The sequence below is a fragment of the Flavivirga aquatica genome (assembly GCF_001747085.1).
Lineage (GTDB): Bacteria > Bacteroidota > Bacteroidia > Flavobacteriales > Flavobacteriaceae > Algibacter_C > Algibacter_C aquatica.
Window position 1 is genome coordinate 718,603 of the sequence record NZ_MDJD01000007.1, and the last position, 13,513, is coordinate 732,115.

General features: G+C 31.7%; 12 protein-coding genes. 6 read left to right on the forward strand and 6 right to left on the reverse strand.

Annotation, left to right across the window (positions count from 1 at the left end):
• Positions 1 to 178: 178 nt before the first annotated feature.
• Positions 179 to 1,396, forward strand: a complete 1,218-nt coding sequence (locus A8C32_RS03685; protein ID WP_069829082.1) for a sensor histidine kinase — start codon at positions 179 to 181, stop codon at positions 1,394 to 1,396.
• A gap of 13 nt (positions 1,397 to 1,409) precedes the next feature.
• Here the strand turns inward: A8C32_RS03685 and A8C32_RS03690 are convergent, their stop codons facing one another.
• The 5 genes from A8C32_RS03690 to A8C32_RS03710 all read right to left on the reverse strand — a co-directional run bounded on the left by A8C32_RS03690 (position 1,410) and on the right by A8C32_RS03710 (position 6,907).
• A complete protein-coding gene (locus tag A8C32_RS03690) occupies positions 1,410 to 3,866 on the reverse strand; it encodes a hypothetical protein (protein ID WP_165605780.1) in 2,457 nt (818 codons plus the stop codon).
• A gap of 189 nt (positions 3,867 to 4,055) precedes the next feature.
• Positions 4,056 to 4,631, reverse strand: a complete 576-nt coding sequence (locus tag A8C32_RS03695) for a uracil-DNA glycosylase family protein (RefSeq protein ID WP_069829084.1) — start codon at positions 4,629 to 4,631, stop codon at positions 4,056 to 4,058.
• A gap of 330 nt (positions 4,632 to 4,961) precedes the next feature.
• Positions 4,962 to 5,306 (reverse strand): HopJ type III effector protein, encoded by a 345-nt coding sequence (locus A8C32_RS03700; protein ID WP_069829085.1) that lies wholly within the window; start codon positions 5,304 to 5,306, stop codon positions 4,962 to 4,964.
• A gap of 14 nt (positions 5,307 to 5,320) precedes the next feature.
• Positions 5,321 to 6,007 carry a 16S rRNA (cytidine(1402)-2'-O)-methyltransferase gene (rsmI, locus tag A8C32_RS03705; protein WP_069829086.1) on the reverse strand — a complete coding sequence of 229 codons (687 nt, stop codon included), beginning with the start codon at positions 6,005 to 6,007 and terminating at the stop codon, positions 5,321 to 5,323.
• A gap of 156 nt (positions 6,008 to 6,163) precedes the next feature.
• The gene (locus tag A8C32_RS03710; protein ID WP_069829087.1) at positions 6,164 to 6,907 is read right to left on the reverse strand and encodes a DUF8457 domain-containing protein; all 744 of its coding nucleotides are present in this window, start codon (positions 6,905 to 6,907) and stop codon (positions 6,164 to 6,166) included.
• A 109-nt stretch (positions 6,908 to 7,016) separates the two neighbouring features.
• Here A8C32_RS03710 and A8C32_RS03715 point away from each other — a divergent pair, with 109 nt between their 5' ends.
• From A8C32_RS03715 to A8C32_RS03730, 4 genes are all read left to right on the forward strand, one after another.
• Positions 7,017 to 7,670: a thymidine kinase gene (locus A8C32_RS03715; RefSeq protein WP_069829088.1), complete on the forward strand. Its 654-nt coding sequence runs from the start codon at positions 7,017 to 7,019 to the stop codon at positions 7,668 to 7,670.
• Complete coding sequence (gene alr, locus A8C32_RS03720; RefSeq protein ID WP_069829089.1) at positions 7,663 to 8,769, forward strand: alanine racemase; 1,107 nt, start codon at positions 7,663 to 7,665, stop codon at positions 8,767 to 8,769. The genes A8C32_RS03715 and alr overlap by 8 nt, the downstream gene beginning before the upstream one ends.
• 65 nt (positions 8,770 to 8,834) lie before the next feature.
• Positions 8,835 to 9,236, forward strand: a complete 402-nt coding sequence (mscL, locus tag A8C32_RS03725; protein WP_069829090.1) for a large conductance mechanosensitive channel protein MscL — start codon at positions 8,835 to 8,837, stop codon at positions 9,234 to 9,236.
• 230 nt (positions 9,237 to 9,466) lie between these two features.
• A complete protein-coding gene (locus A8C32_RS03730; RefSeq protein ID WP_069829091.1) occupies positions 9,467 to 10,456 on the forward strand; it encodes an aspartate-semialdehyde dehydrogenase in 990 nt (329 codons plus the stop codon).
• 99 nt (positions 10,457 to 10,555) lie between these two features.
• Here the strand turns inward: A8C32_RS03730 and A8C32_RS03735 are convergent, their stop codons facing one another.
• Positions 10,556 to 11,209, reverse strand: coding sequence for a hypothetical protein (locus tag A8C32_RS03735; protein ID WP_123803311.1), 654 nt, complete (start codon positions 11,207 to 11,209; stop codon positions 10,556 to 10,558).
• A 166-nt stretch (positions 11,210 to 11,375) separates the two neighbouring features.
• On the opposite strand from A8C32_RS03735, the gene A8C32_RS03740 reads away from it, so the two are divergent.
• Positions 11,376 to 13,511 (forward strand): prolyl oligopeptidase family serine peptidase, encoded by a 2,136-nt coding sequence (locus A8C32_RS03740; RefSeq protein ID WP_069829093.1) that lies wholly within the window; start codon positions 11,376 to 11,378, stop codon positions 13,509 to 13,511.
• The last annotated feature ends 2 nt before the right edge of the window (positions 13,512 to 13,513 follow it).

The following is a 13,513-nucleotide window of genomic DNA, read 5'->3' on the forward strand; positions in this document are numbered from 1 at the left end:
CCTAACCTACAGAAAATGTTTAAAAGACCAACAAACAAAAAAGAGATTCTACCACATCATAATACACTCTATATCAGATTATTATAAAATATAATTATTACGATTAAACATTATTTTTAGTACCTTGCGATATCTAAATATGTAGTTATTTATTATTTAAATTCTACTAAACTAAACTATGATATCACCACAATATCCTGAAAATGAAAAGTATAGACAAAATGCTGTTGAAAAATATCAATTATTAGACACTTTACCAGAAGATAATTATGATAACATTACAACACTTATGTCTTATATATGTGATGCTCCAATATCATTAATTACCCTTTTAGATAAAAAGCGTAATTTTTTAAAATCACACTATGGCATTCCTTTTAATGAATCTCCTAGAGATATTTCGTTTTGCGGTCATGCTATAAATTCAGAATCTCCAATTACAATTATAAAAGATGCTAGAGAAGACATTAGATTTATAGATAATCCCTTAGTAAGTGAATATAAAGCCATCTTTTACGCAGGAGCTCCTCTTGTCGATTCAGATGGCTATAAACTAGGCACATTATGTGTTTACGACCACAAACCAAGACAATTAACTAAGCAACAAATAAAAGCATTAATATCTATGTCTAAACAAGTTGTTAGTTTATTTGAACAACGCTACCAAAACTTAAAACTATTACAATATCAAGAAAGACTTAGGAAAAGAAACGAAAACCTAAAAACATTTGCACGTATAGTTTCTCATGACCTTAAATCTCCTTTATCTAATATTATTTCATTAACCGAACTATTAGAAGAAGAAAACCAAGGGTTTCTTAATGAAGAATCTTTACAGTATATAGAATATTTAAAAACCTCATCTAACTCTTTAAAAAACTATATAGATGGTCTTTTAAGATTCTATAATAGTGACGATTTATTATTACAAAAGCAGGAAAAAACAAATATTAAATCATTGTTGCAAGAAGTAAAAATGATTACTAACATAAGTATTAATACAGTTCTCAATTTACATTCAGAAATTGATGTGTTTTTCACCAACAAAGCTGCTTTAATGCAAATACTAATAAACCTTATTACTAATGCTATAAAATACAATTCGAAACCTAAAAAAGTTATAAATATAAACTTATTAGAAATAGATAATTTTTACGAGTTCACTGTAAAAGACAATGGAGATGGCATCCCAAAAGAGCACCTTAACAAAATATTCGAACTTTTCTCTGTTGTAGGCGTTCCAGATAAAGACGGAAATATTGGTACTGGTATTGGATTAGCTACTGTTAAAAAAATAGTTGAAAACCTTGGAGGAAAAATCACTGTATCTTCTATTATGGGAGAAGGTAGTATTTTTCAATTTTCGTTATCTAAAAAGTTTAGATTGCCTAAATAATTCTTGCTAGTGCTTATTCAAAAACAGCATGCCATGAAATAGTATTATTCACTTTAGAATGCAACACAACTTCATACAATAATTCACTTAAAGTTTCCTTTTTGTTTATTTTATAAGTTGCATTTTTAATGTCTATCATTTTTAAATTAAAACCATTACTTGCTATAATAATTTTATAGTCCTCTCCACCAATTAACTTTGAAGCTCCAGATAAAGTTTTATTATTTTCTCTCCAAGAGGGCTGTTTTTCCATATCTAAATATCCTTGTAACAAATGTCTATTCGTTGATAAAAACTGAGGGCGATTTTTCACTTCATGAACAGCCATAATTCTGGCTTCTCCAGGCTCTAATATTTGACTAAATTTAGAATTCGCATCGTGATTCCCTAAGTACTTCCAATTCCAGAAATCATAGATATGATATTTTTTTGAAGCATCTAACCCTAATCCTCCGTCATCAGTTTTATCACTAAGTAATACAGAAACAGTGTTAGGTAATAATTTATTAGGCTCAAATTGCTTTTTATTAGGATCTTTAGCTATATGTCCATAATGATATGAGTTTTTAGGCCATTTCTGTTTTTCTATTTTATGATTATAAAACGTTAAAATATGCCATGAGGGCGTTAATTCTAAATCATAAATAGAAGGATACATACCTCCTGAAAAAGCATCTAAAGGTCTTGGGCTTTTTTCTTCGGTAAACAAAGGTACTGCACGCGATAAATCGTAACGCATCTTGTCGGTCATTTCTTCTAAATACTTCCCAACTTCCAAACGTCCACTTGTTAGATAAGTCATAGTAATTGCTGTTTGCCAACCACGATCTGTATTTGCTGGATATATATGGTATGGATTTATAGGATCGTGATCGTAATTGGTTACCACCCTATTTTTATACCACCTTAAACCTGTTTTGGTAATTCTACCAGGATATACCCAATCGCAATCGCCTTCGGTTCGTTGTGTTGTAGAAAGCCCTAAGGTTACATCTCCAAAAGGAGGAATTCGCTCTTGCACATCGCTACCATTGCCTAAGCCTTCGTAAGCCAACCTATAGATATTCCTGTAAGCAGACGTTGTTGTAGCGTATTTATCTTCGAAACCACCATCATAAGCCCATCCTGTAAAAGGGTAATCAAACTTAATTCCTTTTAAGCCTCCGCTTTTTAAATTAGCGTATACATCGTTCATATGACTAATAAAACCTTTATCGGTAAAATCGTAAGACCAAAAGCCTTTTTTATTCTTACCAAAACCACCTCCATTAGACCTTTTGGCTAATGGATTATTAAATAAAGTATGCTCTGGATAGGTTGTACAATAATCGTTTGATCTTCTCGCAGTCTGACAATAGAAATAAGGAATACCTCCTAGTTCTTGTACTTTCTCTCCCCATTTTTTTATAGTTTCTAAAGGCTTTAACAATTGTCCGCCTTTGTACATCTGCCAGTGTTTATCATCCCACCAACCTTGTTGATTATTAGGGTTTGCATAATCGTCTGGTTCTAATCGTAGCGCAATTGGACCATACTTTAAAAAACCTGTTTTTTTAATTTCCTCTAACTCTTCAATCACTCCTAAAGAATTATTACGAAACTTTCCATTTCCAAAAAAATCTTTATAACAATACCAGAAATTAAGTACTGGATAATCTATACCTCGTAAGTCTACATGATTAGCAATCTTTAATGTTTTACCATATTTATCAAGAGCCTCAAAGCGGTTATCTGTAGCAAAATCTAAATAAAACTTATCTTTAAATACATAAGAAGTATGTGCATCAACCAATTTCCCTACAGGATCTGAAGCTTTTAATTTAATATTCAAATATTTATCTAGCTTATCGACTTCTGCAAACTTCTGAAATTCATTATACGTTAAGCCACCAAAAACTAAAGCATGCTTTCTAGCGCCTTTTTTACCAAAAGTAACTAAGATATTGTTTGAAGATTTTAAACTTTTACCACTGGTAACCTGAGTTAGTTTTTGTCCATTATCACCATCTAAAGTCTTATAATTTTCAAAAGAAAAATTGCTAAACGCTACTCCATTAATAGGTGTAAATTTTTTGACCACTAAAGCGCTATCTTCATTATTTTCTATACCTTGATTTAGTACTAAAAAGGTTTTATCTTTAAAAAGAGACAGTTCTAAAATTAGTGAGGACGCACCTTTTTTAGCCCCCTTTATCACTAACATCTCACCTTTACCAATAATATCGTTAACTTTATTTTTTGAAAAAGTGAACTGATATCCATCTGTAGATACATTTTCATTTACAGAAAATGAAGCATTACTAATAACCAAACTACCGTCTCTTTTATCGTATACTGAATAATTTCCTGTAAATCCGTTAAAATCTACTTTAACCAAACTATTTTCTAATACACTATTTTTTATACTATTCTGACAGCTTACATTTAGAAACAGAAACAAACAAATAACATTATTAATATACTTCATCATCATTTTTCAAATTTAACCTTTAACCTACTTTACTAAATACAAAATCTATTTTATAAAGTAAATTAACCTCTATAGAAGAATAAATTTAAAACAGTTATCAAGGTGTTTTATAGTCTCTAGTAAATAAAATGTATATATAAGTAAAATCATCATTTAATTCAAGTAATTAAATGTTTCTAACATTGAAATTTAATTTATATAAACTTTGAAAACTCGTTCCCTTAACTCTGGCAAGACTTCAACTTCAAACCAAGGGTTCTTTGTTAACCAAAAACGATTTCTAGGCGACGGATGTGGTAAGGGCAAATATTTAGGAAGATATTCTTTATAATTTGCTACTGTTTCTGTTAATGTTTTCTTAGCTGTTTTACCTAAATAGTATTTTTGGGCATACATGCCAATTAAAAGTATCAATTCTACATTTTGTAATTTTTCCAGTAATAATTTATGCCATTGAGGTGCACATTCTGGTCTAGGCGGCAGGTCACCTGTTTTACCTTTTCCAGGGTAACAAAACCCCATAGGGATTATAGCAAATTTAGTTATATCGTAAAAATCTTCTTCAGATACGTTTAACCATTTTCGCAATTGTTTACCACTGGCATCATCCCAAGGAATTCCGGATTCATGCACTTTGGTTCCTGGAGCTTGACCTATAATCACAATTTTAGATTCTGGATGTGCAGATACTACAGGGCGAGGACCTAAAAGCAAATGTTTTTCGCAAATGGTGCATTGTTTTATACTTTTAAGTAAATCTTGCATGATAAAAATAGTTATGTATACTGTTACTTTAAAGCTCTTTTTTGCAACATGACAATCTGTTTATTACTTACCAAAAGTGTTAATAAAAGAACACCTTTTAACTAAGGCCTATCATCTAACAGGTTACTTCAGTCGCACCCCCTTAATCACCAAAACATTATAGTTTAGTCATTGCGAGACACTTTTTTTAGCGGCGTAGCAATCTGCCTATTGCTTAACAAAAACATTAATTATAAAACTACTATTCGACACATCCTCTTAGTTTTACCTCCTTAATAACAGCCGTGTATTTAACTTTTTAGAGAACTTTCACTATCCTCAAAATAATATTTACTTTTCCGTTAACGGTTCACCATCAAAAGCTAAACCATCAAAACCAGTATTCATAAAATTTCTAATGTTTTGGTGTCCAGCTCCATTAGGATTATTTAAAACATCGTCAAAATAAAACTTACCAAAACAAGCTAACGTTTCATCTTTTGTAAAACCTTGAACTTTTGCAAATGCAAATAATTTACATGATCCTGAATTTTCTCCTACTCCATTAATCAATGTTCCATTAGTAAAAGCTGTTGGAGTAAACTCGTAATTAGCTTCAATAGTACTCATTGTTTCAGAAAAATCAATATCCTTTGGATTGTTTTTTAATTTATTTTTAAATACTTCTAAATTCATTTTATATTTTTTAACTAACCCTTTAGGGGTTTATTTTTACCACCAACAATAACAACTATTTCACCTTTTGGTGGTTTATTGGTATAATAATCTAACACTTCTTTTGCTGTACCACGAATCGTTTCTTCAAACAGCTTTGTTAATTCTCGCGATACCGACACTTGCCTGTCTTCACCAAAATATTCACAAAAATGCCCTAAGGTTTTTACCAATTTATGCGGACTTTCATAGAAAATAATGGTTCGCGTTTCTTCTGCTAGTAATAATAGTCGTGTTTGTCGTCCTTTTTTAACAGGTAAAAAACCTTCAAACACAAATTTATCGTTAGGCAAACCAGAATTAACCAAAGCAGGTACAAATGCTGTAGCTCCTGGTAAACAATCAACTTCTATATTATTTTCAATACAAGCACGCGTTAATAAAAATCCTGGATCTGAAATAGCAGGTGTCCCTGCATCACTAATAAGCGCAACGGTTGTTCCGCTTTTTAGTTTTTGTATAATTGCATCAACCGTTTTATGTTCATTATGCATATGGTGAGATTGCATATGGGTTGAAATTTCAAAATGTTTTAATAATTTCCCCGATGTTCGGGTGTCTTCAGCAAGAATTAAATCGACATCTTTTAAAGCTTCAACCGCTCTAAAGGTCATGTCTTTTAAATTACCTATTGGCGTTGGTACAATGTAGAGTTTACTCATTTATTACTAATTACTCCTATATTATTAGTGATTTAACAATAAGTTTTGAGGGTTTTTTAAAAAAGCAAGTAATGAAACTATTAATAAGTTTCTTAACCTAAGAATATAATAATCATAAGTAAAGTACAACCCTTTTTTAGTGTTAAAACACTCTAATTAAAGAAACTTACTTCCTATAATTTCCATTAAACGCACTTCAAACTCTTCTTTTCCTTCCCAATTATTATAATCTGGCTTTACAATATCTTTAATAAAGTTTACTGCATTATCATGAGAAACAAAAGTGTTTAATTGTGATAATACGCGATCATAATCTTCACTTTTACCATCAAACAAATGCTTTATAAAAGCGATCTTATCATTAAGTCCTATATTAAGCCCGCCACTTTTTAGTTTATCATTCAATGATTTTTTATCATTTGAAATCCCGTTCTGTATTTTAGAAGCAGGCTCAAAAATAGGCATATCCTTAAATCCAGCTGTAAGATCTTCTAAATCCGTTTTCTGAGGTATACTTTTAGGAACAGCTTCTTCAAAAATGGTATCAACAATCTCTGCTTCTTGAGGCATTTGCGCTACCATATCTTTAATTTTCTCCATCACAGGCTCCATAATAGCCTCATCCTCAACCTCATCAAGATTAACATATATTTTATCTTCAACCTCAATATTATCGCTAACTTTATTATTAAAAGCACTATCTAGCATTCCAAAAAAAGAAGAATCACTCCCAATAGTTGGTGCATCTCCTTCATAATTTTCATACGCAAACTTCAACACAGACAATCTTTCATAAAGAACAGATACTTCTGCATGCATCTTTACAACATCCTCTTTACCCTTCAATTTCAGAATTCTATGGGCTATACTAATGAGTTCAGATTCTAACTTCTTCTTCATTTATTTATAATTTTATTAATTATTGCTATTTAGGCTTTTGATTTTTAATAAATTTACGTCACCTTTATACAAATCAATAATAGCTTTATTTTAGTGTTAAAATTACGAAATGTTTCTTGAAAATACAGTAAATCATAAAGAACAATTTGGATGGATAGAAGTTATCTGTGGCTCTATGTTTTCTGGAAAAACCGAAGAATTAATCCGAAGACTTAAACGCGCTCAATTTGCCAAGCAACGCGTCGAAATTTTTAAGCCTACTATAGATGTACGTTATAATGAAGATATGGTAGTCTCTCATGACGATAACGAAATACGCTCTACACCAGTTCCTGCCGCTGCTAACATTCCTATTTTAGCAGATGGCTGTGATGTTGTTGGCATAGATGAAGCTCAATTTTTTGATGATGAAATTGTACGCATCTGTAACGATTTAGCAAACAAAGGTATACGTGTTATTGTAGCTGGATTAGACATGGATTTTAAAGGTAACCCTTTTGGCCCCATGCCTTTCTTAATGGCTACAGCAGATTATGTTACTAAAGTACACGCTGTTTGCACAAGAACAGGGAACTTAGCACAATATAGTTACCGAAAAGCAAAAAGCGATGATCTAGTCCTAATAGGCGAAGTTGACGAATACGAACCTTTAAGTAGAGCTGCTTATTACAAGGCTATGATGCGTGACAAAGATAGACGTAAGAAAGCTAAGGAAGCCGCCAAAGAAGAAGCCAACTCTAAACCTAAAGATTCCAATGCTTAAAGCACAAGAAACCGTGCTTGAAATAGATTTAAAAGCACTTAACCATAATTACCAGCACCTTAAATCTAAATTACAAAACAATACAAAATTTTTAGCAGTAGTTAAAGCATATGCTTACGGTAGTGATTCCGCAGAAACAGCTACCTATCTACAAGAACAAGGTGTGGATTATTTTGCTGTAGCGTATATTAATGAAGGCATTACACTTAGAGAAGCTGGTATCACCAAACCCATTTTAGTATTACACCCTTTAGCAAAAAACTTTAAAAAGCTTATAGCATATACTTTAGAACCTAGTTTATATAACACTAAGATTCTAAATGAATTTATTACTATCGCTTCCGTGGAAAAACAAACAGACTATCCTATCCATATTAAGTTTAACACAGGGTTGAACCGACTTGGTTTTTCTGAAAATGATGTTCATTTAATAACTCACAAACTTAAAGGAACTAACGCAGTAAAAGTAACTTCAATATTTTCGCATTTGGCAGCTAGTGAAGATTTAAACGAAAGAATATTTACTTTAAATCAAATTGAAACCTTTAAAACTATAAGTAATCATTTTATAAAAACTATTGGTTACAAACCCATATTACATATCTGTAACACATCTGGTATTTTAAACTATCCCGAAGCACATTTTGATATGGTTAGAACAGGCATTGGTTTATATGGTTTTGGAAATTCTGAAAAAGAAAATACACATTTAAAGCCTATTGCCTCATTAAAAACCATAATTTCTCAAATTCATAACATTAAAAAAGGTGAATCTGTTGGTTACAATAGAGCTTTTAAAAGTCATTCTTTTCAAAAAACAGCAACACTTCCTATTGGTCATGCAGATGGTATTGGCAGACAATACGGAAACGGTAATAGCTTTGTGACTATTAATGGACAAAAGGCTTATATTATAGGTAATGTTTGTATGGATATGATAATGGTTGATATTACTAATATTAATTGTAAAGAAGGTGATGAAGTTATTGTTTTTGACAGAAACCAAACAGCAGAACACTTAGCAAAAAGCGCTAAAACCATTTCTTACGAGCTTATAACATCTATTTCTCAGAGAGTTAAACGCTCATTCTTAAAATAAGAAACCTACCACATGTTAATTTTTTTTGATTATTTTAGTATTTCACTAACTAAAATTTAAAAATCATGTTAAAAGAGTTTAAGGAATTTGCAATGAAGGGCAACCTTGTAGACATTGCTGTTGGTTTTGTTATGGGTGCAGCCTTTAAAGAAGTAGTCACCGCTTTTACAGGAGGCATAGTTTCTCCTCTTATTGGATTAATATTCAATGCAAATTTCAAAGATTTAAAATATGTTATTAAAGAAGGTGTTGCCAATGCAGATGGTATTATACAAGGTGAAGTATCTGTACTTTGGGGAGCATTCTTAACCAACGTTATTGATTTTATTATTGTTGCTTTTGTTATGTTCTTAATTGTAAAAGGTGTTAATAAGTTAAAAAAGAAAGAAGAACCTGCTCCTGCAGCTCCTACAGGGCCTTCTCAAGAAGATTTACTTGCAGAAATAAGAGATTTGTTAAAAAAATAACAAATTGTAAAATAAACAACACAGTGTTATTTGTTGTTAAAAAGCCCTTGTTTTTATAAAATGAGGGCTTTTTTTAGATTCTAAAAAAGAATTAATACTTAGTTTTGCCATAGAATTTGATTAAATAAAAATTAAGATGACATATCCATACTAATTAGCTTAGTCATTAACTATCAAATATTAACATGGATATTACGTCATAAAATTAAATAACATTAAATATAACACAGATGAAAGTAGCTGTAGTTGGTGCCACTGGTATGGTTGGCGAAGTGATGCTAAAAGTTCTTGAAGAACGTAATTTTCCTATAACTGAATTAATTCCTGTAGCTTCAGAAAGATCTATTGGAAAGATAATTACATATAAAGGCACAGATTTCAAAGTAGTAGGTTTAGATACTGCTGTTTCTATGCGTCCAGATATCGCATTGTTTTCAGCAGGCGGAGACACATCTTTAGAATGGGCTCCAAAATTTGCTGAAGCAGGCTCTACAGTTGTTGATAATTCTTCTGCATGGAGAATGGATCCTACTAAAAAATTAGTCGTTCCAGAAATTAATGCAAATGAATTAACAAAAGACGATAAAATTATAGCCAATCCAAATTGTTCTACAATTCAATTAGTAATGGCATTGTCTCCACTTCATGATAAATATAAAATGAAACGTGTGGTGGTTTCAACATATCAATCGGTTTCTGGTACAGGCGTTAAAGCTGTAAGACAATTAGAAAATGAAATCGCTGGTATTGACGGGGAAATGGCTTATCCTTACCCAATTGGTAGAAACGCATTACCACATTGTGATGTATTTCAAGATAATGGATATACTAAAGAAGAAATGAAGCTTGCAAGAGAGCCTCAAAAAATATTGAATGATCGTACATTTTCTATATCTGCTACTGCTGTTAGAATTCCTACAGCTGGTGGACACTCTGAATCTGTAAATGTTGAGTTTGAAAATGATTTCGATTTATCTGATGTTCGTAAACTATTAAGCGAAACACCAGGTGTTGTAGTTCAAGATAATACAGACACAAACACATACCCAATGCCAATCTATGCACATGATAAAGATGATGTTTTTGTAGGACGTATTCGTCGTGACGAAACACAACCAAATACATTAAATATGTGGATTGTTGCAGATAACCTACGTAAAGGAGCTGCAACCAATACCATTCAAATTGCTGAGTATTTAGTTGAAAATAACTTAGTATAAAAACACCTTTACTTTGTAAATAAAAAGCCTTTATAGATTTATTTCTATAGAGGCTTTTTTTAGATTTAACTCACTTTATATTAAAATGAGCAATCTATTCTAACTATAAACTACTAAATCATCTATAATAGCATAACTATCAACTACAAATGCAATATTCTGTTTAATATTCGCAAAACCAGAAGATGTGTGTAAGCCTATTTCTTTTCCATGAATATATAACGTTAATATATGCTCTGTAAATTGTATTTTAATAGCATACCAGGTATTAAAAAGAGTCTCATTCTTAACTTTGTTAATCGTTCCTTTAATCAATTTATTCACTTCCTCTTTACTCGCTCCTGCTTTTCTTTTTATATGTGTCGACATTTTAAAAACACCTTCTTTCTGATCATTTGGTGTAATTTTAACTTGACAGACATGACCAGCCCACGCCAAATCTTTAATAGAAGGATCATTAAAATTAAAATTTATTCCCTTCTTATCTGTAATCATAAATTTCACTTCTACAAAGCCATTTTTAAATGGTGCATTATGCCTAGCAGAAACAGCATGATTAGCTTCTTTTATCTTAAATAGGTGCAATTGATTATCCTTTAAATCTGCTTGTTTAATACCCTTAGCTCTTTTTAAACTATTAGTAACCCAATCTTTTCCTAACTCCTCCCTGGTATCATCTGTTTCTTCTCTATTAAAATCATCAGAAAAAACTAACCGCCCTTTACCATCTCTATCATTAAGCTTTTTATTCATACAATTTTGAGAAAACATTTCTAAACTTAAAAACAATATGAAAATAAAAAAACAATACTTCATGATGTGCGCTTATTTTAGTTTGTATTCCAAATCTAAGCTTTATATAAATATACAAAAGCAATTCTTCTCCTTTTTCTGTATTTTTATAACCAAAATTTCAATCATGAAAAAATTAATCCTTAGCCTATTATGTCTAATCATATTAGTAAGCTGCAAGAAAGAAAACAAGTTAACTGTGAATTACCCGAAGACCAAAACCATAGATACCAAAGACACTTATTTTGATGTTGAAGTAAAAGATCCATATCGCTGGCTAGAAGATGACAGAAGTCCAGAAACCGAAACTTGGGTAAAAACCCAAAATAGAACAACTAATAATTATTTAGAAAACATTCCTTTTAGAAAACAACTAAAAGAACGTCTTTCTAATTTATGGAATTACGAAAAAGTAGGCGCACCATTTATCAAAGGCAAATACACTTATTTTTCAAAAAATGACGGGCTTCAAAATCAGAATGTTTATTACAGAAACATAGATAATGACGACCCTGAAATTTTCCTAAACCCTAACACATTTTCAAAAGACGGAACGGTTTCTTTAGGAGGTATGAGTTTCTCAAAAGACGGCAGCCTGTTAGCATATTCCATTTCTGAAGGTGGAAGTGATTGGAGGAAAATTTTAACCATGAACACAGAAACCAAAGAAATTATTGAAGACACCATTATTGATGTAAAGTTTGGTAATATCTCTTGGTATAAAAATGAAGGTTTCTATTATTCTAGCTACGATAAACCTGAGGGCAGTGAGCTTTCTGCAAAAACAGATCAGCACAAAGTATACTACCACAAATTAGGAACACCACAAAAAGAAGATGTTTTAATTTTTGGAGGAACCCCTAAAGAAAAACATCGTTATATATACGCTGCAGTAACCGAAGACAATACATATCTAATAATATCTGCTAGCATATCTACCTCTGGAAATAAACTTTTTATAAAAGATCTTTCTAACCCAAGTGGTCCATTTATTACCATTCTAAATCACACAGATAGCGATACCCAAATTATCGAAAACGAAGGCAGTAAATTATTTCTTGTCACAAATTTAAATGCTCCAAATAAAAAAATTGTTTCTACCAATATAACTAACCCAACGCCAGAAAACTGGATAGACGTTATCCCAGAAACTAAACATGTTTTAAAAGCATCAACTAGTGGAGGCTATTTTTTAGCACATTATATGGTTGATGCTATTTCTAAAGTAAAACAATACGATTATAACGGTAATTTTATTAGAGACATTAAACTTCCTGGCTTAGGAACTGCTGATGGTTTTGGAGCTAAAAAAGAAGAAAAATCAGATTACTTTTCGTTTACAAATTACAACACACCATCTAGCATATACAAACTAAATATAGATACAGGTGAAAGTGAATTACATTGGAAACCATCAATAACATTCAATAGTGATGAATATGAAAGCAACCAAGTCTTTTACACATCAAAAGATGGCACAAAAGTTCCTATGATTATTACCCATAAAAAGGGACTAGAACTAAATGGAAAAAACCCAACAATTTTATATGGCTACGGAGGCTTCAACATTAGCTTAACACCAAACTTTAGCATTACTAATGCTGTTTGGATGGAGCAAGGCGGGGTTTACGCTGTTCCCAACCTACGTGGAGGTGGTGAATACGGAAAAGCTTGGCACGATGCAGGAACTAAACTACGAAAACAAAATGTATTTGATGATTTTATCGCTGCTGCGGAATATTTAAAAGCTAACAAATATACATCTACAGAATACTTAGCGATTAGAGGAGGATCAAATGGTGGTTTATTAGTCGGAGCAACCATGACACAGCGTCCAGACTTAGCAAAAGTAGCATTACCAGCCGTAGGCGTTTTAGATATGCTTCGCTATCATACCTTTACTGCTGGAGCAGGTTGGGCATACGATTACGGTACTGCAGAAGACAACAAAGAAATGTTCGAATATCTTAAAAATTATTCACCAATCCACAATGTGAAATCGGGAGTTGAATATCCATCGACTTTAGTAACCACAGGAGATCATGATGATAGAGTTGTGCCTGCCCATAGTTTTAAATTTGCAGCAGAACTACAAAGTAAACAATCTGGAAATAATCCAACACTTATTAGAATTGAAACTGATGCTGGTCATGGAGCTGGCACACCAGTAAGTAAAACTATTGAACAATATGCAGATATTTTTGGATTTACGTTATACAATATGGGATTTAATGTATTACCAAATAAAACTGAAGAAAAATAAAA

Excerpts from the sequence above, each read along its gene's own strand:
- A8C32_RS03685 (WP_069829082.1), top strand. The coding sequence starts at position 179 with ATGATATCACCACAATATCCTGAAAATGAAAAGTATAGACAAAATGCT.
- A8C32_RS03710 (WP_069829087.1), bottom strand. The coding sequence starts at position 6,907 with ATGAAGAAGAAGTTAGAATCTGAACTCATTAGTATAGCCCATAGAATT.
- rsmI (WP_069829086.1), bottom strand. The coding sequence starts at position 6,007 with ATGAGTAAACTCTACATTGTACCAACGCCAATAGGTAATTTAAAAGAC.
- A8C32_RS03735 (WP_123803311.1), bottom strand. The coding sequence starts at position 11,209 with ATGAATAAAAAGCTTAATGATAGAGATGGTAAAGGGCGGTTAGTTTTT.
- A8C32_RS03715 (WP_069829088.1), top strand. The coding sequence starts at position 7,017 with ATGTTTCTTGAAAATACAGTAAATCATAAAGAACAATTTGGATGGATA.
- A8C32_RS03695 (WP_069829084.1), bottom strand. The coding sequence starts at position 4,631 with ATGCAAGATTTACTTAAAAGTATAAAACAATGCACCATTTGCGAAAAA.
- mscL (WP_069829090.1), top strand. The coding sequence starts at position 8,835 with ATGTTAAAAGAGTTTAAGGAATTTGCAATGAAGGGCAACCTTGTAGAC.
- A8C32_RS03730 (WP_069829091.1), top strand. The coding sequence starts at position 9,467 with ATGAAAGTAGCTGTAGTTGGTGCCACTGGTATGGTTGGCGAAGTGATG.
- A8C32_RS03690 (WP_165605780.1), bottom strand. The coding sequence starts at position 3,866 with ATGATGAAGTATATTAATAATGTTATTTGTTTGTTTCTGTTTCTAAAT.
- alr (WP_069829089.1), top strand. The coding sequence starts at position 7,663 with ATGCTTAAAGCACAAGAAACCGTGCTTGAAATAGATTTAAAAGCACTT.
- A8C32_RS03700 (WP_069829085.1), bottom strand. The coding sequence starts at position 5,306 with ATGAATTTAGAAGTATTTAAAAATAAATTAAAAAACAATCCAAAGGAT.
- A8C32_RS03740 (WP_069829093.1), top strand. The coding sequence starts at position 11,376 with ATGAAAAAATTAATCCTTAGCCTATTATGTCTAATCATATTAGTAAGC.